15 protein-coding genes are annotated in these 20373 nt (G+C 67.2%); 9 read left to right on the plus strand and 6 right to left on the minus strand.

All coding sequences use genetic code 11. The features are described 5' to 3' along the window. Positions 1-41: 41 nt before the first annotated feature. Entirely contained in the window at positions 42-701 is a 660-nt protein-coding gene (locus DIZ26_RS07830) for a TetR/AcrR family transcriptional regulator (protein WP_112239008.1), read from the minus strand. A gap of 102 nt (positions 702-803) precedes the next feature. Between DIZ26_RS07830 and DIZ26_RS07835 the strand changes: the two genes are divergently transcribed. Together DIZ26_RS07835 and DIZ26_RS07840 are read left to right on the plus strand one after the other, a co-directional pair. Beyond that, positions 804-1757 (plus strand): quinone oxidoreductase family protein, encoded by a 954-nt coding sequence (locus DIZ26_RS07835; protein ID WP_112239009.1) that lies wholly within the window; start codon positions 804-806, stop codon positions 1755-1757. A 44-nt stretch (positions 1758-1801) separates the two neighbouring features. Continuing rightward, positions 1802-2233: an organic hydroperoxide resistance protein gene (locus DIZ26_RS07840; protein WP_112239010.1), complete on the plus strand. Its 432-nt coding sequence runs from the start codon at positions 1802-1804 to the stop codon at positions 2231-2233. Positions 2234-2320: 87 nt separating this feature from the next. Here DIZ26_RS07840 and DIZ26_RS07845 read toward each other — a convergent pair whose 3' ends face one another. From DIZ26_RS07845 to DIZ26_RS07855, 3 genes are all read right to left on the minus strand, one after another. Then, positions 2321-3199, minus strand: a complete 879-nt coding sequence (locus DIZ26_RS07845; protein WP_112239011.1) for a helix-turn-helix domain-containing protein — start codon at positions 3197-3199, stop codon at positions 2321-2323. Positions 3200-3273: 74 nt separating this feature from the next. Then, entirely contained in the window at positions 3274-3807 is a 534-nt protein-coding gene (locus DIZ26_RS07850) for a YbaK/EbsC family protein (protein WP_112239012.1), read from the minus strand. After that, the gene (locus DIZ26_RS07855; RefSeq protein ID WP_112239013.1) at positions 3804-4097 is read right to left on the minus strand and encodes a GNAT family N-acetyltransferase; all 294 of its coding nucleotides are present in this window, start codon (positions 4095-4097) and stop codon (positions 3804-3806) included. Before DIZ26_RS07855 ends, DIZ26_RS07850 begins: the two co-directional genes overlap by 4 nt. A gap of 102 nt (positions 4098-4199) precedes the next feature. Between DIZ26_RS07855 and DIZ26_RS07860 the strand changes: the two genes are divergently transcribed. Together DIZ26_RS07860 and DIZ26_RS07865 are read left to right on the plus strand one after the other, a co-directional pair. Beyond that, on the plus strand, positions 4200-5813 hold the full coding sequence (locus tag DIZ26_RS07860) for an MFS transporter (protein WP_198675967.1): 1614 nt from the start codon (positions 4200-4202) through the stop codon (positions 5811-5813). Between the two features lie 167 nt (positions 5814-5980). After that, positions 5981-7441 carry a cobyric acid synthase gene (locus tag DIZ26_RS07865; protein ID WP_112239014.1) on the plus strand — a complete coding sequence of 487 codons (1461 nt, stop codon included), beginning with the start codon at positions 5981-5983 and terminating at the stop codon, positions 7439-7441. Positions 7442-8464: 1023 nt separating this feature from the next. Here DIZ26_RS07865 and DIZ26_RS07870 read toward each other — a convergent pair. Together DIZ26_RS07870 and DIZ26_RS07875 are read right to left on the minus strand one after the other, a co-directional pair. After that, positions 8465-11029 carry a phosphocholine-specific phospholipase C gene (locus DIZ26_RS07870; RefSeq protein WP_198675968.1) on the minus strand — a complete coding sequence of 855 codons (2565 nt, stop codon included), beginning with the start codon at positions 11027-11029 and terminating at the stop codon, positions 8465-8467. A 184-nt stretch (positions 11030-11213) separates the two neighbouring features. Continuing rightward, the gene (locus tag DIZ26_RS07875) at positions 11214-12098 is read right to left on the minus strand and encodes an NAD(P)H-binding protein (protein WP_112239015.1); all 885 of its coding nucleotides are present in this window, start codon (positions 12096-12098) and stop codon (positions 11214-11216) included. A gap of 68 nt (positions 12099-12166) precedes the next feature. Here DIZ26_RS07875 and DIZ26_RS38580 point away from each other — a divergent pair, with 68 nt between their 5' ends. The 5 genes from DIZ26_RS38580 (at position 12167) to DIZ26_RS07900 (ending at position 20372) form a co-directional block, all read left to right on the plus strand. Next, positions 12167-12973, plus strand: coding sequence for a LysR family transcriptional regulator (locus DIZ26_RS38580; protein ID WP_112239016.1), 807 nt, complete (start codon positions 12167-12169; stop codon positions 12971-12973). A 76-nt stretch (positions 12974-13049) separates the two neighbouring features. Then, a complete protein-coding gene (gene sigJ / locus DIZ26_RS07885) occupies positions 13050-13973 on the plus strand; it encodes an RNA polymerase sigma factor SigJ (RefSeq protein ID WP_232828183.1) in 924 nt (307 codons plus the stop codon). After that, positions 13970-14743, plus strand: a complete 774-nt coding sequence (locus DIZ26_RS07890; protein ID WP_232828184.1) for an SDR family oxidoreductase — start codon at positions 13970-13972, stop codon at positions 14741-14743. Before sigJ ends, DIZ26_RS07890 begins: the two co-directional genes overlap by 4 nt. Beyond that, on the plus strand, positions 14740-15177 hold the full coding sequence (locus tag DIZ26_RS07895) for a hypothetical protein (RefSeq protein ID WP_112239018.1): 438 nt from the start codon (positions 14740-14742) through the stop codon (positions 15175-15177). The genes DIZ26_RS07890 and DIZ26_RS07895 overlap by 4 nt, the downstream gene beginning before the upstream one ends. A gap of 146 nt (positions 15178-15323) precedes the next feature. Next, positions 15324-20372, plus strand: coding sequence for a PKD domain-containing protein (locus DIZ26_RS07900; RefSeq protein WP_112239019.1), 5049 nt, complete (start codon positions 15324-15326; stop codon positions 20370-20372). Position 20373 lies beyond the last annotated feature (1 nt).

The raw sequence follows: 20373 nt of genomic DNA on the forward strand, positions 1-20373 counted from the left end.
CGCCGACGTAGGAGGGGCGGAGCGGGTGCTTGTCGTACGAGTTAGGTGGTGTGGGGTTCTAGGCCGGTGATGAGGAGGTCGAGGCCGTAGTTGAACTGGGGGTCGCCGCCTGTGGTGCGGGAGAGTTCGGGGGCTAGCTCGACGACGGTGGGGAACTCGGTGGCTGAGAGAGACTCCATGGTGGTGCGGAGGCGGCGCCAGGCTTCGGGGTCTCGGCGTTCGGCGGCCATCTGGATTTCCCAGGAGGTCGAGCCGAGGACGTAGGTGAAGAGGGTGGTGTGCGTTCGCGCCGCGGTCTCCTTGTCGAAGCCGGCAGAACGCAGTACGCCGAGCAGGCCCTCCGCCACCCGCGCGGTCTCCTGGCCGCTCAGCGGCCGGCCGGCGAGTAGTTGCGCGAGGCAAGGATGTTGGAGCATCAGCGAGCGCAGACTCCGGCACACCGCGCGCACCTGGTCCTGCCACGGCACCCCGTCGGGCACCGGGGGAAGCAGTCCCATCAGGTGATTGCGGACGGCGTCGTACAGGTCGTCCTTGTTGCGGAAATAGGTGTAGAGCGCCATCGGCCCGACGCCGAGCTCGGCGGCCAGGCCGCGGAGGCTGAAGGCGCTGGTGCCGTCGGACTCCATCAGCTCGAGTGCGGTGCGCACGATCAGCTCGGGGCTGAGCGTGTTGCGCGGCGTCCTGGCCCGGCTGGCTGGCATCGGTCTGTCTCCCACGTCACAAAGGGTCTCGATCGGAATCGCTAACGTACGGTGTATAGTACACCGTAGAGAAGCAAATCAGACCGTGAAGGGAAGATCAGCGTGCGAGCCGTACAGATCACCGAGTTCGGTGGCCCGGAAGTCCTCAAGGTCAGCGACGTCGACGAGCCGGTCGCGGGTGACGGACAGGTTCTGATCACCGTCGACCGGGCCGGCGTCAACTACGCCGACACCCACCAGGTGGAGAACAGCTACCTGTCGAAGACGGAGCTGCCGTTGATCCCTGGCGGTGAGGTCGTCGGTCACACCGCGGACGGTCGCCGGGTGGTCGCGCTGGTCGGCTCGGGTGGGTACGCCGAAAAGGCCGTCGCACACGCGCCGTACGCGTTCGACGTGCCGGAGGGCGTCAAGGACGGCGACGCGCTCGCTCTGGTTCTGCAGGGCACGACCGCGTGGCACCTGCTGAAGACCTCGACCCACTTGCAGCCGGGCGAGTCGGTTCTCGTTCACGCCGGTGCCGGTGGTGTCGGCACGCTCGCCATCCAGCTCGCGAAACTCTGGGGCGCCGGTCGTGTCATCGCCACCGCGTCGTCGGAGGAGAAGCGCAAGCTGGCGCTGGAGCTCGGTGCCGATGCCGCGATCGACGGCGAGCCCGAGGGACTGAAGGACCGGATCATCGAGGCCAACGGCGGTAAGCCGGTCGACATCGTGCTCGAGATGGTCGGCGGGCCGACCTTCGACGAGTCGTTCGACGCGCTGGGTCGGTTCGGCCGGCTGGTGACGTTCGGTTCGGCTTCGCGCCAGGCGGCGAAGGCGATCGAGCCCGGCCGGTTGATGAAGGGCTCGAAGACGATCGCCGGGTTCTGGCTGGCGGACTGCTTCAAGACCCCGGCGCTGCTCGGCGATCCGCTGAAGGAACTGTTCGGCCTCGCTGCCGAAGGCAAGCTTCGCCCGATCGTCGGCGGCGACTACGCGCTGTCCGACATCGCCACTGCTCACGAGGACATGCGCGCCCGCCGGACGGTCGGCAAGCTCACCCTCGACCCGACCCGCTGACACCCGCCCCACTGACACCCGCCCCACTGACAAGGACACCACAGATGACGATTGCAGTAGAGAAGGTTCTGTACACGGCCCGCGCGACCGCCGAGGGCGGCCGGGACGGCCGCACCGCCACCGACGACGGCAAGCTCGACGTCACCGTCGCGCCGCCGAAGGAGCTGGGTGGCACCGGCGACGGGACGAACCCCGAGCAGTTGTTCGCCGCCGGCTTCGCGTCGTGCTTCCACAGCGCGCTGAAGACCGTCGCGCGCAAGACCCGGCAGGACGTCGACGGCTCGACCGTCACCGCCGAGGTGGGCATCGGCCCGATCAACGGCGGCACCGGCTACGGCCTCGAGGTCGCCCTGGTCGTCAGCCTGCCGACCCTCGAGCGCGCAGCCGCCGAGGAATTGGTCGCGAAGGCGCACGAGGTCTGCCCGTACTCCAATGCGACCCGGGGCAACATCAAGTTCACCCTCACCGTCGCCTGAGCGGGCCGCCCCCTCCGGTCAGTCGACCCCTGAACCCCACCGTGTCCCGCGGTGGGGTTCAGCATGTCGGGCGCTGAACAGCACGGTTCAGGACAACTGCTTCATCCGGGCCAGTGCCTCGGCAAGAATCCCGGGCGTATCGTTCACCGGCGCGGCCGCAATGGTCAGCGCCTCCATGATCGCGGCGTACTCGTCCAGGTCTTCGAGCTTGTCCAGGAACAGCGCGCTCGCCGCATGCTCGATGTAAACGACGTCCGGCAGGTCACCCTCGGGGAACCGCATGATCGTGAACGCGCCACCAGCACCTGGGTACCCGACGTTGCTGAACGGCATCACCTGCAGCGTCACGTTCGGCTGCTGGGAAACCGTGAGCAGATGCTCGATCTGCTCGCACATCGCCTCGCTGCCGCCGATCGGCCGCCGCAGTACGGCTTCGTCGATGACGACCCACAGGCGGACCGGGTCCGGTCTGGTGAGGATCTGCTGCCGGGTCACCCGGAGTGCGACGCGCTGCTCGATCTCCTCCGGCGGTAGGTACGCCTTCCCCAGCTGGACGACCGCCCGCGCATACGCCTCGGTCTGCAACAGCCCTGGTACGAAGAGCACTTCGTACGTGCGGATCAACTTCGCCGCGACCTCGAGGCCGACGAAGTTGGCGAACCAGTTCGACATCACGTCGCCGTACCGCGACCACCAGCCGGGGTTGTTCGCGGCACGGGCGAGCTCCATCAACCGGACCCGCTCCTGCTCGTCCGTCAGCCCGTACAGCTCGAGCAGGTCGCTGACGTCACGTTCCTTGAAGCCGACCCGGCCGAGTTCCATCCTGCTGACCTTGGACTCCGAGGCGCGGATCTGCCAGCCCGCGTCGGCGCGACTGATCTTCGCCGCCTCGCGCATCCGGCGCAGATGTCCGCCGAGCATGATCCGCAGTGCGGTCGGCCCACCCTCGCCGCCCGCGACCGTCATGACACCATCCCGGTACAACCCCGCATCCGCTGCTCGCTCCGTCTCGCCGAGTCAGCCCTGATGGTATCCACAACTCAAGCAGGAGCGGCTAGCTCCAGCACGGTGGCGCTCGGCAGTTTGGCCAGTTCGGCGCCCTCGAGCAGCAGCTTCGATCCGCGGATGCCGCTGCCGATCACGACGGGGCCGGCCTGCGCGACCGCTTCGTCGACGAGGATCGGCCAGGCGGCAGGCAATCCGATCGCGGTGATGCCGCCGTACTCCATCCCGGTCGAGCCGACGGCGTCGTCCTGCGCCGCGAACGAGATCTTCCGCACGCCGAGGTGCTTGCGGATCACGCCGTTCACATCGGCCCGGTGAGTGGCGAGCACCATCACCGCGGCGTACGTCGACTCGCCCGCCCGCTTGCCGTGCACGATGACACAGTTGGCCGACGCGGCCATCGGTACGTCGTACTCCGCGCAGAAGGCAGCGGTGTCTGCCAGCTCCGGGTCGATCGCGACCGCGTACGCCGGGAGGTCGCCGAGCGCGGCCCGAACCGGCTCGGCGAGCAACTCGGGCACCTCGGCGGCCGGTCGCCAGTCGAGCTTGCCCAGCACCGGCGCGCTCACCGGGCGTCCACCAGATCGGCGTACTCCGGGTGGGAAGCCAGAAACTCCTGGTAGAACGGGCACGCGGGCTTGACCCGCAGCCCTGCCTCGCGGGCATCGTCGAGTGACTTGGCCGCGATCTGCCCGGCCACTCCGCGCCCGCGGTACTCCGGCAGGGTCTCGGCGTGCCGGAACGCGATCACCGGACCCGCGAGCTTGTAGTCGACGAACCCCATCAGATTGCCGTCGGCATCCCTGGCCTCGTACCTGCTCTGGTCCGGGGCGTCCACGATGCTGATCTCGTTCTCCATGCCCGCAACTCTAGCCATCGCTCGCGGAATGACGGGCCGTTTTGGGTCGGTGACCCGGGGTACGGGAACCCGGATGACCCGGCCGAGGCTGAGGAGCGGCGGATGAGTGCAGAGCATGCGTTGAACGAAGGCAAGGCGATACCGAGTCTGGTACCGGCCCGGATGGACCGATTGCCGTGGACGAGGTTCCACTGGATGATCGTCGTCGGACTCGGCGTCTCCTGGATCCTCGACGGTCTGGAGATCCAGCTGGTCTCCCTGGTCGGCAACGTCCTGAAAGAGAGCGCGACGCTGTCGCTCAGTACGTCGCAGGTCGGGCTGCTCGCCTCGATCTACCTGGCCGGTGAGGTGGTCGGCGCACTCGTCTTCGGCCGGCTGACCGACAAGTGGGGCCGCCGAAGCCTGTTCATCATCACCTTGATGGTCTACCTGATCGCCTCCGGCGCGGCCGGCCTGACCTGGGACTTCTGGTCGCTGGCGCTGTGCCGGTTCGTGGCCGGTATGGGCATCGGTGGTGAGTACGCCGCGATCAACTCGGCGATCGACGAGCTGATCCCGTCGCGGTACCGCGGCCGGGTCGACATCGGCGTCAACGGCACCTACTGGGCGGGCGCGCTGATCGGTTCGGCGGTCGGCCTGGTGTTCCTGAACAAGGACATCATCCCGGTCGAGTGGGGCTGGCGGCTGTGCTTCCTGGTCGGCCCGGTGATGGGTCTGATGATCATTTACCTGCGCCGGCACATCCCGGAGAGCCCGCGCTGGCTGATGACCCACGGCAAGGTCGAGGAAGCCGAGCGGACCGTCGACGGGATCGAGGAGACCGTCCGCAACCAGGGCGGCGAGCTGCGCGAGGTCACCGACGACGAGGCCATCAACGTGGTCGACTACCCGCCGATCACGTACCGCGAGATCGCCCGGGTGATGTTGCGCGACTACCGGAGCAGGTCGTTCCTCGGCTTCTCGATGATGGTCACCCAGGCGTTCCTCTACAACGCGATCTTCTTCACCTACGCGCTGGTGCTGAAGTCGTACTTCGGGTTGAACGACTCCAGCGTCGCCCTGTACTTCTTCCCGTTCGCGATCGGCAACCTGGCCGGCCCGCTGCTGCTCGGGCACTTCTTCGACACCATCGGCCGCCGCAAGATGATCCTCGGCACCTATTCGATCTCCGCGGTCGTCTTGTTCATCACCGCGCTGCTGTTCAAGGCGGGATCGCTGAACGCCGCGTCGCTGACCGGCTTGTGGTGCGTGGTGTTCTTCTTCGCCTCGGCCGGCGCCTCGTCGGCGTACCTGACGGTGAGCGAGATCTTCCCGATCGAGCTGCGTGGGCAGGCGATCTCGTTCTTCTTCGCGATCTCGCAGCTCACTGGTGGAGTTGTGGCACCGTTCCTGTTCGCGTCGCTGATCGGCGAGGGCGACAACCCGCCTCGCGGACCGCTGACGGTCGGCTACATCATCGGCGCCGCCGTGATGCTGATCGGTGGTCTGATCGCCTGGTTCTTCGGGGTCGACGCCGAGGGGCAGTCGCTCGAGAACGTCGCGAAACCGCTCTCTGCGCGAGAACGTGCCGGCGCCACCCGCTTCCAGGGCACGACGCCGCGACTTCCCAGTACCGACGCCCAGGGCCGCCGGATCACCCCGGTCTTGCCGCCGGAGGAGCAAGGTGTCGGCCGCGGTCAGCAACCCGGTGCCGACGAGAGACCACCGACGACCTGACGCCTGCTGAGCTGAGTTCGAGCTGAGCTGATCGGTTGGGCTCGAGCGAGCTGATCGGTTGGGCTCGAGCCGAGCTGCCCGGCTGGGCCTGAGAGCACGAGGCCTGCGACCTGGTCTGCGGAGACCTGCGGCACCGAGGCGGTGCGGCGACCTCCTAGGATCAGGTCGTGGGCTCTCTCCTGGTTGCCGGTACTACGTCCGACGCGGGTAAGACGACCGTGGTGACCGGGCTCTGCCGGTGGCTCACGCGGCAGGGAGTCCGCGTCGCGCCGTACAAAGCACAGAACATGTCGAACAACTCCATGGTCTGCGCCGACGGTGCCGAGATCGGGCGCGCCCAATGGATCCAGGCGATCGCGGCCGGCGCCGAGCCGGAGGCCGCGATGAACCCGGTGCTGCTGAAACCGGGCAGTGACCAGCGAAGTCACGTAGTACTGATGGGGGAGCCGTGGGGTGAGTTGACGGCGCGCGGGTTCCTCACGGAGCGCGCGGAGTTGGCGAAGGCAGCCTTCGCGGCGTACGACGATCTGGCGTCGCGGTACGACGTGGTGATCAGCGAGGGTGCTGGGAGTCCGACCGAGATCAATCTGCGGCAATCCGATTACGTGAACATGGGTCTCGCGCAGCACACTCGGGCGCCGGTGGTCGTGGTCGGTGACATCGACCGGGGCGGGTTGTTCGCTTCGATGTTCGGCACGGTGGCGTTGCTGTCGGCGGCCGATCAGGCGCTGGTGAGCGGGTTCATCGTCAACAAGTTCCGTGGCGACGTGTCGCTGCTGCAGCCGGGGATCGACATGCTCGAATCGGTGACCGGACGACCGACGTACGGCGTACTGCCATGGCTGCCGGAGCTGTGGCTGGACTCCGAGGACGCGCTCGACATCCCGGCGCGACGGACGGCGCACGACTCCGACGTACTGTCCGTCGCGGTGGTGCGGTTTCCGCGCATCAGCAACTTCACCGACCTCGATGCGCTGGCTGTGGAGCCGACGACGAGCGTGTTCTTCACGGCGAGCCCGGCCGAGGTCCGCGATGCGGATCTCGTGGTGCTGCCTGGGTCGCGGGCGACGACTTCTGATCTCGCGTGGTTGCGTTCGACGGGGCTGGCGGATGCGGTGGTGGCGCGGGTTTCTGCTGGGCGACCTGTGCTGGGGATCTGTGGTGGATATCAGTTGCTTGGTGGGGCGATCGAGGATCCTTACTCGGTTGAGGGCGGTGGGAGTCATACCGGTCTCGGGTTGTTGCCGGTGGCAACCGAGTTCGCGGTGGCGAAGACGCTGGCGCGGCCGGCTCCTACGGCGTACGAGATCCACCACGGTTCCGTCCGGGTCGTCGGGGACGCGGATGAGTTTCCTGGCGGGTGCCGGGCGGGCGTGGTGTGGGGGACGATCTGGCACGGCCTGATGGACGACGACCCCGCGCGGCACGCGTTCCTCGGCGAGGTCGCGGCTCTCGTCGGCAAGGCGGCGCCCGACGGCACGGTGTCTTTCGCGGCACTTCGCGAGGCCCGCCTCAACCGCCTGGCCGACGCAATCGACGAACACCTCAACACCAACGCCCTCCTCGACCTCATCTCGGCTGGCGCCCCTGCCGCCCTACCTTTCATCCCACCCGGCGCACCAACCTGACCAGGTACTGCGACCCGCTTCGCACCTCCTGCGTCGGTGCTCGTCCCACCCGCCCCGGGTCGCCGCTCCTTCGTCGCGGCTCAGCAACTGCGGTGGCGGGCCTTGGTTGACCGGCGTACTGCGACCCGCTTCGCACCTCCTGCGTCGGTGCTCGTCCCACCCGCCCCTGGGTCGCCGCTCCTTCGTCGCGGCTCAACAACTGCGGTGGCGATCCTTGGTTGTCGCTTCGCACCTCCTGCGTCGGTGCTCGTCCCACCCGCCCCTGGGTCGCCGCTCCTTCGTCGCGGCTCAACAACTGCGGTGGCGATCCTTGGTTGACCGAGGTACTGCGACCCGCTTCGCACCTCCTGCGTCGGCGCTCGACCCACCCACCCCCGGGTCGCCGCTCCTTCGTCGCGGCTCAACAACTGCGGTGGCGATCCTTGGTTGACCGGCGCACTGCCACCCGCTCCGCACCTCCTGCGTTGATGCTCGACTGATCCACTCGTCTACCGCATGCCCGGCCGCTCAACCCGCTGCGGCCGCCGGGCGCCGCTTCGGCGCTGCAGTTGAACAACTGCGGTGGGTCGCATCGCAGCGGCGTACGGCGACACCCGGCGTACGGAGATCCGCGTCGCACATCGCACCGGCGTCGGCGTCGGCGTCGCACGTGGCGCGTCGTCCCAGCGTACGGCGATACCCGCGTCGCGCGTCCCACGTTGCACGTCGCGCGTGGCGCGTCGTCCCGGCGACGGCGATACCCGCGACGCGTCGCACGTCGCGCGTCGCACCGGAGTTCGGCGACACCCGTCGCGCGTGGCGCGTCGTGCCGGCCTACGGCGGTACCTGCGACGCGTCCCGCGTCGCAGGTCGCACGTCGCACCGGCGTACGGGGACTCGCGTCGCACTTTCTTTATCGGTGCTCGGCTCACGAGGCCAGGCTCGCCGCACCTTCATGGCAACTCGGTGAGCGTGGCGGACGAGTGCGGCGCTTCTCGTCGCAGCCTCGCCGACCACTCACTCATCTACAAACCCGGGAACCTCTCACCACCCAAGCGGCGTCAGCTCAGCCGCGCTCGTCCAAGGGCCTCTGTTGCCGGCCTCGCTGAGAGTTCGTAGGCGGAGGTAGCGCGCTGACGTCGGCCAGCAACGGATCGTCTTCGCGGCAGCATCGTCGGCGAAAGTTCCAGTCGTCTGCGGGTTGCCCCAAGTGGTGCCATCCGTGCTGAGGTAGAGCTCGTAGCTGCCGATGCGGCCGTTGGGGCTGCCGTCTTGTCGTGGCAAATACGTGAGACCGGTGACAACCCGCACCGCACCCAGGTCCAGCTGGATCTCATGCGGGAAAGGGTCGGCCGGCGAGGTCCACTTGGTGTGCCAGTAGGTGGCGAGGTTGGTGTCGATCGCCTTGGTCGCCGGAGCGTTTTCGCTGATTGTTTCCTGGCTGTCGAAGGATCGCACCGTGCAGTTGAGACGTCCCGAGCCCATAACCGGGTCGCTGGTGCTCGGTGTACCAGTCTCCAGATGGCCTGCGAAGCGGCGGAGGAAGCCGTCGGTGGTGTCGGCTGTCGCCGTGAGGTCGTACCAACCGCCGGCTCCGTTCGCCGTACTGAACCAGTCCTCGACCGTCGCGCCTGCGGCGACTGGATAGGTCCAAGGCCCGCCGCCGCGGTTGTTCGTCCGGACGGTGACGACGCACGCCTTGGTCCCGCTGTTCGTCATCTTGAGCCAGACGAGGTTGTCAGCCGGCGCATAGCGAAGGGTGACCTCGGGGTTGGCGTTGCCCGCGGTTGTGGCGGTGATGCGATTGCCAGCCAACCGCCGTACGAATCCATTCGGTCCGGCAACTGTCAGGTCGTAGGCGCCCTGCGGCGTACCCGTGATCCAGTAGTCAGAGAGCGTGTTCCCGGCTCCGACCGTGTAGCGCCACGGGCCGTCGGTGCGGAAGGCGTTCGCGTAGACGTAGAAGTGGGCGCCGGCCGTCCCGGTGTTGGCGAAATCGATCCACACCCTGTCGCCGGCAACACGGCCGGAAGCGGTGAGCGAGTAGGGCAGCGGTCGTGAAGTCCGTACGCCGGATTCCTGTGCCGGCAGCGCCTGGGTGCTCGGGGGAGCGGGATAAGTCGTGTCCCAGCCGGGAGTGGGTGGCGTCGTGGGAAGAGACGGATAGGTGACGTTCGACGTCGTCAGGTCGAGCGCCGTCGTCAGGTCGCCGCAGACGGAACGCCGCCAGGGAGAGATGTTCGGTTCGGCGATGCCGCTCCACTTCTCCAGGAAGCGCAGCACTGAGGTGTGGTCGAAGACCTGCGAGCACACGTTTCCACCGCGACTCCAGGGCGACACCACGATCATGGGAACGCGTGCGCCCAGCCCGATGGCCTCGCCGTTGACGAGTTCGTCGGTGACGGCGACGGTCGATTGCCCGTTATCGGTGCTCACCGGTGGCACCGGCGGCGGCACATGGTCGAAGTACCCGTCGTTCTCGTCGTACGTGATCAGCACCAGGGTCTTGTTCCACGTGTCCGGGCTGGACGCGAGCTTGTCCAGGATCGCCTTGGTGAAATTGGCGCCCTCGGCCGGACCCCAGGACGGGTGCTCGCACTTCGGCTCCGGTGCCACGATCCACGACACCGCAGGGAGCTTGCCGGCGGCAACGTCGTCACCGAACGCAGTGACGAGTTGGTCAGCCGCCACCCGGTCGAGCCCGCGATCGTAGAGCCGCCGCTCCGCGGTCGTGAGCGTGGCGACTCCGGCAGCCAACTGCGAAAGCAGAGTCGCCCGGTCGGCGGCAGTCGCCTTCCGTACGCCGTTGTCGTAGAAGAACTCCAGCTTGGTGTACGGCTTGCCGGTCGGGTCGACGGTCTTCGCGAGTGCCTTCTTGCCCACGTCGAGGAACGTCTTGAAGAAGTCCAGCGAGTTGTCGCCGTAGTTGTCCCATTCCTGGTAGACCCGCCAGCTCTTGTTCGCCGCTTCGAGTCGCTCGGCGTAGGTGGTCCAGGTGTAGCCGGGGTGGGAGAGGTTCTGCCACGAATCGTTGCCGATGGCCCGTTTCGTGGTGCCCGGCTCGTAACCGAGCATGCCCGTGAACAGATAGAACCGGTTGGGATTGGTCGGCCCGAGCTCGGAGCAGTGGTACGCATCGCAGATCGTGAAGGCGTCGGCGAGTGCGTAGTAGAACGGCAGCTCGCTGCGCAGATGGGTCGCCATCGTGTACTTCGTCTTCTGCGGGACCCATTGGTCGTAGCGGCCCGAGTTCCAGGCAGCGTGGCCGGTGGCCCAGTCGTGCGGAGTGCCCGTCATGTACTGGCTCGCCACCGGATAAGGCAGGACGTACCCGGTGCCGTCCGGCTGGTGGAACACCGAGCGGCCCGTGGAGAGCGTTCTCGCGGTCGGATCGTTGAACCCGCGCACCCCGCGCAGCGAGCCGAAGTAGTGGTCGAAGGAACGGTTCTCCTGCATCAGGATCACGACGTGCTCGATCATTTCGAGGCCACCCGTCGGCGCGGGCGCGGCGAGTGCTCGCTGCACGCTGGCCGGTAGCGCCGCGAAGGCAGTGGCCGCGGCCGCGGTGAGACCCGCTGAGCGGAGAAAGTCTCTTCTGTCCATCGTCATCGTGCTCACCTGTTCTGTGACCCGGGCGGGGCTTCGATCGGTTGGATGCGCCGGCAGCAGCGCATCCAACCAAAATGATCGAAGTAGTCGTTTTCAGGCATGAAAGCGTCAGTAATGAACTTCGTCAAGATCCAACGCTGACTTGTCCTTGCCACGCCGTCGCCCTGGAGCGCAGCAGGTCTCCTCAGCCGAGAACGGCGGGCTTGAGGACCTCCTCGCACCACTGCCGGAAGGTCGTCGGGCTCGCGGTTTCCGCCGTACGACGTACGCCGTCGTCCAGTCCCTCGTCCTTCGCGCGCATCATGTCGACCATGCCCCGGACGAACGCGTCGCCGAGGCCGAAGCCGGTCAGCCTGGCCGCGAAGGCGTCGAGCGATCCGCGCTCGTAGCGCACCGGCCGGCCGAGGACCTCGCTCATGATGCGGGCCATGTCGTTCGCCGACAGGTCCTCGGGACCGAGCACGGGAACGCTCTCCACCCCGCTCCAGGATCGATCGAGGAGCAGGCGGGCCGCGACGGCGGCGATGTCACGAGTAGCGGTCGACGGAGCAGGCCGATCCGGAAGAGCTGTGTCGGTGAACACCCCGTCGTCGCGAATCGAGCCGACCTGACGCAGCAGGTTGTCCATGAACGAAGGGTTGGCGAGCGCCCGGTACGCGACACCGGTGCTCGCGATCAGGTCGTCCATCGCGAGCGACGCGGTGACGAGCCCGGCCTGCGTGGCGACGGAGGTGCCACGGCCGAGAGCCGAGACGCCGACGACATGGCTCACGCCGTACGCCGGGAACGCACGTGCCGCGGCCTGCGTGAATCCGGAATACATCGCCTCCTGGCTGGGCGCCCGGTCGTTCGGCGGGACGAGCCAGAAGACGGCGTCCGCGTCGGCGAACGCCTTGCCGACGACCTCTTCGTCGGCGTGCGAGCCGGTCACGATGTCGACGCGCTCGCGGGCGCTGTCGGGCAGTTTGGCGGGGTCGCGCACGGTGACGCGAAGTTGTTCGTCGGTAGACAGGAGATTGGTGAGAACCTGGCTGCCGATATCGCCCGTGGGCGTCGTGATGACGATCATGAATTCACTCTGCGTGCTGAAAATCCCGAGGTCCAATACCTCTCTGTCACCATTGATACGATCGAGGTATGGAACTCGACCTGCGCAAGCTCCGGTACTTCGTGGCGGTGGCCGAGCATCGGCATTTCGGTCGCGCTGCCGAGGAGCTCTACATCGCGCAGCCGGTGCTGAGTCGCCAGATCCGTGCCCTGGAAAGCGAACTCGGCTGCGCCTTGTTCGTCCGGACGACGCGCAGCGTGCAGCTCACAGCGGCGGGGGAGCAGTTGCGGGAGGAGGCTCGCGGCGTGCTGGCCAGTGTCGACTCCGCCATCCGTCGCGTGCACGAGGTCGACCGCGGCGTCGAGCGACTCGTCGTCGCCTTCGCTTCCGGGCTGCACGTGTCCGAAGCGGTTCTCGCGTTCACCGCGAAGTACCCGGACGTCGAGATCGACCTGGTCCGCCTCAATTGGTGGGAGCAGGATCGGCCACTGCGTGACGGCCGGGCGGACGTCGGGTATCTGCGGCGCCCGTTCGACGACCGTGGGCTGCGAACCGTCCCGATCGGCAGCGAACGAAGAATCGCCTGCCTGCCGCTGTCGCATCGGCTGGTGGACCGAGACGAACTGGCGATGGCCGATCTGGCCGGCGAATCGATCATTGACACCCCGTCGCGCCGGACCTCCTCGGTCGAGGAGAAGTTCGAGCTGATCGCGTCCGGGCACGGCATCGCGCTCGTCCCGGAGAGCGTGGTCGCGGCGTATCCCCGACCCGACCTGGTCTACCTGCCCGTCGTCGACGGCGTGCTGGCCGAGACCTGCCTGGCGGTCGCCGATCACCGGCGCGACGAGCGGTTGCTGGACTTCCTCGACATCGCCGCCGAAGCCCTCCGGGCGTAGTACCGGCCCCATCGGAGTCACGCGCTGTACCGGCCCCATCGGAGTCACGCGCGACGGCGACTGTGAAGATGACGGGGTGGAGAGTGAGTCCGGTCGGCTGGCGGTCTTTCAGCAGCAGCGCGGGCGGATGTTCGGGATCGCGTACCGGATGCTCGGTTCCGTCAGCGAGGCCGACGACGTCCTGCAGGAAGCCTGGTTGCGCTGGCAGTCCGTCGACCCGTCGCAGGTACGAGAGCCGGCCGCGTTCCTCGCCAAGACAGTCACGAACCTCTGCCTGACCCAGCTCACGACCGCCCGGGCCCGGCGCGAGACCTACGTCGGGGAATGGCTGCCCGAACCGGTCCTGACCGGACCGGAACTGCGCGATCTCGGCCCGCTCGACCTCGCCGAGCAGCGCGAGTCGGTGTCGTTCGCGCTCCTCAAGATCCTCGAAACGCTGACTCCCGCCGAGCGCGCCGCCTACGTACTGCGTGAAGCCTTCGCCTACAGCCACCGCGACGTCGGCGACCTGATCGGCACCACCGAAGCGAACGCCCGCCAGCTCCATTCGCGAGCGCGCAAGCGGGTGGCGACGGCCCAGCGGTCGCGACCGGTCGATCCCGGCCAGTGGCGGGCACTCGTCGAGCGCTTCCTCGACGCGGCCCGGCTCGGTGACGTCGACGGGCTCGCGGACCTGCTCGCCGCGGACGTCGTCTCTCGCGCGGACGGTGGCGGCAAGGTCCATGCCGCGCGCAACCCGGTCTCCGGCCGTGACCGCGTCGCCCGCTACCTGATCGGCGTACTGCAACGCTTCGGCGCCGGGATGGTGCCGATCTTCGGCGAGGCGAACGGCGCGCCGGTGATCGTTGCCGTCGACACCGACGTGATCCGCGCGGTGTGCTTCTTCGAGTTCGAGGACGGCCTGCTGACCGACCTGGATCTCGCCATGAACCCGGACAAACTCGGGTTCGCCGGAGCGCAGTTGTCACGAATCGGAGGGCTGTCCAGTCCAGGCTGGTGACACGAAAGGACACCACGCTGATGAAGACGATCCTCGTCACCGGCGGCACCGGTTCTCTGGGCCGCCCTACCGTCGAAGCTCTCCGCGCGACCGGTCACCAACTCAGGGTCCTCAGTCGCCGACCGGGCCCTGATCACCTCCGCGGCGACCTGACGACCGGCGACGGCATCGCCGCCGCCCTCGAAGGCGTCACCACTGTGCTGCACCTGGCGACCAGCCGCCGGCACGCCGACGTACAGCAGACCCGGAACCTGCTCGAACACGCCAAGGCGGCCGGTGTCGGTCACCTGATCTTCAGCTCGATCGTCGGCGTCGACCGGATCCCGCTGGCGTACTACCGCGACAAGGTCACCATCGAAAACCTGATCGCCGAGTCGTCGGTACCGTTCACGATCCTGCGCGCAACGCAGTTCCACGATCTGATCGACGAGCTGCTGACCGCTCAGCGCTTTCTGCCTGCTCTGCTGGCACCCGCGATCCCGTTGCAGCCTGTTTCCGTCGAAGAAGTCGCGGATCGTCTCACCGAACTCGCTGCCGGTCCGCCGTCCGGCCGGGTCGCGGACCTCGGCGGTCCCGAGCAGATCACCGTCCCCGAGCTGGCCCGCGCATGGCGACTGGCGAAGCATTCCCGTCGCCCGGTGCTCCCGATTCGCGTGCCAGGCAAGACCTTCCGCGCCTTCGCCACCGGAGCCGCCCTGCCCGAAGCGACTCAGTCGACGCACCGAACCTTCGACGACTACCTCGCCGGCCGCTACGGAGTACAGCCATGAGAACAACCATCCGTACTGCGCTGTCGGTGCTCGCCGCGCTCCAGCTGGTCCTCGGAGTGTGGACCGCGTTGTTTCCGCAGAGCTTCTACGAAGACGTTCCCACCATCGACTGGACTCCGCCGTACAGCGAGCACCTCTTCCGAGACTTCGGCGGCGTCACCTTGAGCACTGCGGTCTTCCTGTTCGCCGCGGCCGTTTGGATGGACAGGCGCCTGGTGGTCCTCGCGCTGGCGTCGTACTTGATCTTCTCGGTGCCGCACGCGATCTTCCACAGCGAACATCTGAGGGGCGAGTCGCCGCTCGCGTCTGCGATTTTGCTGGGCCTGGTCATCGGATCCGTACTGCTTCCTGCGCTGGTGATCTGGCTCGCCTGGCATGCGCTGGCGCCAGCTGCCGAGAGTAGAGCCGATTACCTCAGCCGACGGTCGGAATAGAGGCTTGACTGCCGTCAGTGAGCGCGTCGTCGCAGGGTGACGATGCGGCGGCAATTCGGCGTAGGCCGCCTACGTCTCTTGCAGGAGGCCACCAATCGATCGGCTCCCTACGGTGAAAGCAGCGCTTTCAACAATCGGGGTGGGTCATGTCTGAGCTGGTCGGGGGACGTCCGCTGTTCGCGGTCGCAGCACGAAGGGCACGGTGGGCACGGAGCTTCGGGGCATGGTTCGTCGCCGTCGTACTGGTGGTCGCGATGTCGGCGCTGCCGACCAGGAGCTTCGCGGCCCAGGCCGTCGACGAGGTGCACTACACGTTCACCTCAGCGACCTCGGTGGCCATTGACTGGCGCGGTGACGCTACCGATGTGCGGTGGGGCCCGACCAGCAGCTACGGCAACGTCGCCCAGGGGACAGCACCCGCCTGGACGCCGTGGTCGTCGGCCGGGCCGTTCTGGCAGTTGCAGCTCGACGGGCTGGCGAAGGGCGCGACGTACCACTACTCGATCGGTGGTGGCCCGGACTGGACCTTCCATACCCCACCGGCCGGCAACTTCCGGTTCGACGCGATCGGGGACGTCGGCGACTCGACCAGCTTCTCCAAGCTCAGCTCGACACTGGCCGCGATCGCCAACGACGAACCTTCGTTCGTCCTGATGGTCGGCGACCTGACCTACGCGAACGCGACCGGCGCGAACATCGCCGTGATCGATCAGCACTTCAACGACGTGATGAACTCGTGGGGCACCTCGGCGGCGTACATGCCTGCCTGGGGCAACCATGAGTACGACGTCCCGGGCTCCGACGACCTGCGCAACTACAAGGGCCGCCTGCTGATGCCGAACGCCCAGGCCTCGCCCGGGTCGCCGGCCATCTCCTGCTGTGGTGACGACTGGGGCTGGTTCGACGCCGGGCCGGTGCGGTTCATCAACTACCCCGAGCCGTGGACCGGCGCCTGGGCGGACTGGCAGTCGAAGGCGAACGTCTTGATGAGCCAGGCCCAGAACGATCCGTCGATCAAGTACATCGTGACGAACGGACACCGGCCGGCCTACTCGACCGGCTACCACCCCGGGGAGGCGCAGCTCGCCAACATCCTGGACGGCTTCGGTACGGCGTACAGCAAGTACGTGCTCAACATCAACGGGCATTCGCACGACTACGAGCGCTTCCAGCCGATCCAGGGCGTCACCCACATCACCGTCGGCAGCCCGAGCTCGCTCGAGCTTCCCTGGACCAGCACGGACCCGCGAACCGCGTTCCGCGCCATGCACCTCGCTCACCTGCGGGTGGACGTCTCCGACACGGGCCTGCGGGTCCAGTCGGTCTGCGACCTTTCGGCCAGCAAAGAGGACACCACATGCGCCCAGGGCAGTGTGCTGGACGAGTACGTCATCGGTGTCCCGCCGGTGACCCCGCAGAAGACGCAGTACTACGTAGACAAGACAGTCGCGGGCTGCTCGGACACCGGGCCCGGCACGGCAGCGACGCCGTACTGCACGATCACCAAGGGTGTCGGCCGGCTGCAGGCCGGCTACACCGCCTATATCGGCGACGGCACGTACGCCGAGACGATCAAGCCCGCGGTGTCCGGTACGGCGGCCGCGCCGATCACCGTCACTGCCTGGCCGGGCCGGAATCCTGTGATCAGTGGCGTGACGAACGGCGCCTACATCTCCGCGAAGAGCTACTTCACCCTGTCCAATCTGACCTTCACCGGAACGGTCACCGACGGCATCTACGTGACCAAGAGCGACCATATAGTTGTCAGCGGCAACCATGTGGCGGGCTCCGGCCGGCCACTGCAGAGTCAGACCGCGCCCGGCATCAGCATCCGCGCCACCAACTCGTCGGTGGTCTCGAGCAACACTTCCGACCACAACAACGGCACCGGTATCTACATCACCAACACGAGCACGGACGTCCTGGTCGCCGACAACGAGGCCAGCTACAACGCCGAAGGCTGGCAACGCAACGCCAACGGCATCAACGTCACCAGTCCCGGAAACACCGTGCTGCGCAACGTCACGCACGACAACGAGGACTCGGGGCTCCAGTTCTTCACCGGCGGCAACGACAACCTGGCCGCGCTGAATGTCACCTACAACAACGGCGACCACGGCATCGACGACCTCAACGTCACCGGCGGCCGGCTCATCTCGAACACCGTCTACCGCAACTGCACCTCCGGAATCAACGTCGAGGGCACCTCCGGCAACTACGTAATCCAGAACAACATCGCGGTCGACAACGCCGTCTACCCGGCGTACAACGGCATCGCCTGCGCGCGCAGGGCCGGCAACATCGGGATCTGGGACTCCGCACCGCCGACCACGACCGTGGATCACAACCTTGTCTGGCTGACCAAAGCCGGCACGATGTACGTTTTCAAGACCCCGTACACCTCGCTGGCGGCGATGCAGACCGCGACCGGGCAGGAGGCTGCCGGCGTCCAGGCGGATCCGCTGTTCTTCGACATTCCGAGCTCCGATTTCCAGTTGCGGTCGGGGTCCCTCGCGATCGATCGGGGTAACTCCGGCGTCTCCGGAGCACAGCCGCGCGACATCCTTGGCAACAACCGGGTTCGCGACCCTTCCGCGAACAACTCGCAAGCTTCTGGGCCGCGCCTGTACGACGACCTCGGCGCCTACGAGTACCAGCCGGACGTTGCCCCGCCGCCTGCTCCGCCGACAGCGGTGTTGACCGTGACGCCGACGGCGGGAACGACCCCGTTGCAGGTCACAGCGAACGCGGGCGGTTCCACCGATCCGCGGGGTGAGGCTTTGTCGTACTCCTTCGATTTCGGCGACGGGACTGTGGTGGGTCCGCAGGCGGGTGTTACGGCTGGTCACACCTTCACGACCGCGGGAAGTTTTGTGGTCAAGGTGACGGCGACCGATACGAGTGGTCTGTCGTCGACGGCGACGGCGAACGTGACGGCGAGTCAGCCGGCTCAGCCGCCGACTGCGCGTCTTGTCGCCTCGCCGAACACCGGTCTGACGCCGCTGACCGTGACTGCTGACGGCAGTACATCCACCGATCCGCAGGCCAAGGTGCTCAGCTACGAGTTCGATTTCGGTGACGGGACGGCGAAGGCCGGACCGCAGGCTTCCAGTTCCACCACGCACACCTACACCACGGCCGACAGCTACGTGCTCAGTCTCAAGGTCGTCAACAGCGACGGCCTGAGCGACACCACAACCACCACGATCACCACCACGGCACCGGTAGCCCCGACCGCAACGCTGACAGTCACCCCGACGACAGGAATGGCTCCGCTCCAGGTCACCGCTGATGCGAGCGGTTCTACCGATCCGCAGGGACAGACCCTGTCGTACTCGTTCGACTTCGGTGACGGCACTGTCGTCGGGCCGCAGTCCGGCACGACAGCTGATCACACCTTCACGACCGCCGGAAGTTATGTGGTCAAGGTGACGGCGACCGATACGAGTGGTCTGTCGTCGACGGCCACCGCGAACGTGACGGCGAGTCAGCCGGCTCAGCCGCCGACCGCGCGTCTTGTCGCCTCGCCGAACACCGGTCTCACGCCGCTGACCGTGACTGCTGACGGCAGTACATCCACCGATCCGCAGGCCAAGGTGCTCAGCTACGAGTTCGATTTCGGTGACGGGACGGCGAAGGCCGGACCGCAGGCTTCCAGTTCCACCAGTCACGTCTACACCACGGCCGGCAGCTACGTGCTCAGTCTCAAGGTCGTCAACAGTGACGGCCTGAGCGACACCACGAGCACCACGATCACGACGACTGCACCGGTAGCCCCGACCGCCAAACTGACAGTCACACCGACGATAGGCACGGCCCCGCTCCAGGTCGCCGCGGACGCGAGCGGTTCTACCGACCCGCAGGGACAGACCCTGTCCTATTCGTTCGATTTCGGTGACGGCACTACCGTGGGGCCGCAGTCGGGTGCGACGGCTGGTCACACCTTCACGACCGCCGGAAGTTATGTGGTCAAGGTGACGGCGACCGATACCAGCGGTCTGTCGTCCACGGCCACCGCGACCGTGACGACCAATCAGCCGGCTCAGCCGCCGACCGCTCGCCTTGTCGCCTCGCCGAACACCGGCCTGACCCCGCTGACCGTGACCGCTGACGGCAGCACATCCACCGATCCTCAAGCCAAGACGCTCAGCTACGAGTTCGATTTCGGCGACGGGACGCCCAAGGCAGGACCGCAAGCCTCCAGTTCTGCCACGCACACCTACACCACGGCCGGCAGCTACGTGCTCAGTCTCAAGGTCGTCAACAGTGACGGCTTGAGCGACACCACGACCACCACGATCACCACGACAGCACCGGTAGCACCGACCGCCAAACTGACGGTAACGCCGACCACAGGAACAGCCCCGTTGCCGGTCACCGCCAGCGCGAGCGGTTCCACCGACCCGCAGGGACAGACCCTGTCCTATTCGTTCGACTTCGGTGACGGCACTGTCGTCGGGCCGCAGGCCTCGGCTACCGCGACCCACACCTACCCGAACGGGGGCACCTACACGGTCCGCGCAACGGTCACGAACACCAGTGGGCTGAGCACCGTCGCTAGTCAGACCGTCACGGTCGCTCCGGCTCCGGCGTACGTCGGACAGTTGGCGACCGCGTCCGCGAACACCCTGAAGAGCAGCGCTGTGCTGACCTTGACCCGCGCCGCGAACGCCGGCGACCTGATCGTCGTCACCGCGCGGACCGCCGATTCGCTCGGATCAGCGACTGCCAAGGACGATGCGGGCAACACCTACACGCTCGCCACGACCCGTACGGATGCCACCTTGGCCCGAATCACGGTGCTGTCCGCGGTCGCGACCCACGCCTTGGCGATCGGAGCTCACATCACCGTCAGCTTCCCGCTCAGTACGTCGTACCTGGTGGCTGCGGACGACCTGGTCGGCGTCAAGACTCTGGACCAGAGCGTGAGCGCGACCGGTGGAACCGCGGCCTTCTCCTCCGGGCCGACGGCGATCACCACTGCCCCACGCGAGGTCGTGATGGGGGTCGTCAGCCTCAGTGGTGGCAAAGCCGCGCCGGCCTGGGCCGCCGGGTGGACCACCATCGGCTCGATCAATGTCAGCTCCAGCTACCTGTCCCGCGCCTATCGCCTCACTACCGCGACCGGCACGGTCACGGCCGGCGGAACAGCCACCGGCACCTGGATCGCAGGGGCGGTGACCTTCAAACCCTGAT

The sequence above is a fragment of the Kribbella monticola genome, from assembly GCF_003261635.1.
Taxonomy (GTDB): Bacteria; Actinomycetota; Actinomycetes; order Propionibacteriales; family Kribbellaceae; genus Kribbella; species Kribbella monticola.

What these genes read in the sequence shown, in the direction of transcription:
- DIZ26_RS07900 (WP_112239019.1), top strand. Translation starts at nt 15,324, where the DNA reads ATGTCTGAGCTGGTCGGGGGACGTCCGCTGTTCGCGGTCGCAGCACGA.
- DIZ26_RS38580 (WP_112239016.1), top strand. Translation starts at nt 12,167, where the DNA reads ATGGAACTCGACCTGCGCAAGCTCCGGTACTTCGTGGCGGTGGCCGAG.
- DIZ26_RS07860 (WP_198675967.1), top strand. Translation starts at nt 4,200, where the DNA reads ATGAGTGCAGAGCATGCGTTGAACGAAGGCAAGGCGATACCGAGTCTG.
- DIZ26_RS07870 (WP_198675968.1), bottom strand. Translation starts at nt 11,029, where the DNA reads ATGACGATGGACAGAAGAGACTTTCTCCGCTCAGCGGGTCTCACCGCG.
- DIZ26_RS07840 (WP_112239010.1), top strand. Translation starts at nt 1,802, where the DNA reads ATGACGATTGCAGTAGAGAAGGTTCTGTACACGGCCCGCGCGACCGCC.
- DIZ26_RS07845 (WP_112239011.1), bottom strand. Translation starts at nt 3,199, where the DNA reads ATGACGGTCGCGGGCGGCGAGGGTGGGCCGACCGCACTGCGGATCATG.
- DIZ26_RS07875 (WP_112239015.1), bottom strand. Translation starts at nt 12,098, where the DNA reads ATGATCGTCATCACGACGCCCACGGGCGATATCGGCAGCCAGGTTCTC.
- DIZ26_RS07895 (WP_112239018.1), top strand. Translation starts at nt 14,740, where the DNA reads ATGAGAACAACCATCCGTACTGCGCTGTCGGTGCTCGCCGCGCTCCAG.
- DIZ26_RS07830 (WP_112239008.1), bottom strand. Translation starts at nt 701, where the DNA reads ATGCCAGCCAGCCGGGCCAGGACGCCGCGCAACACGCTCAGCCCCGAG.
- DIZ26_RS07855 (WP_112239013.1), bottom strand. Translation starts at nt 4,097, where the DNA reads ATGGAGAACGAGATCAGCATCGTGGACGCCCCGGACCAGAGCAGGTAC.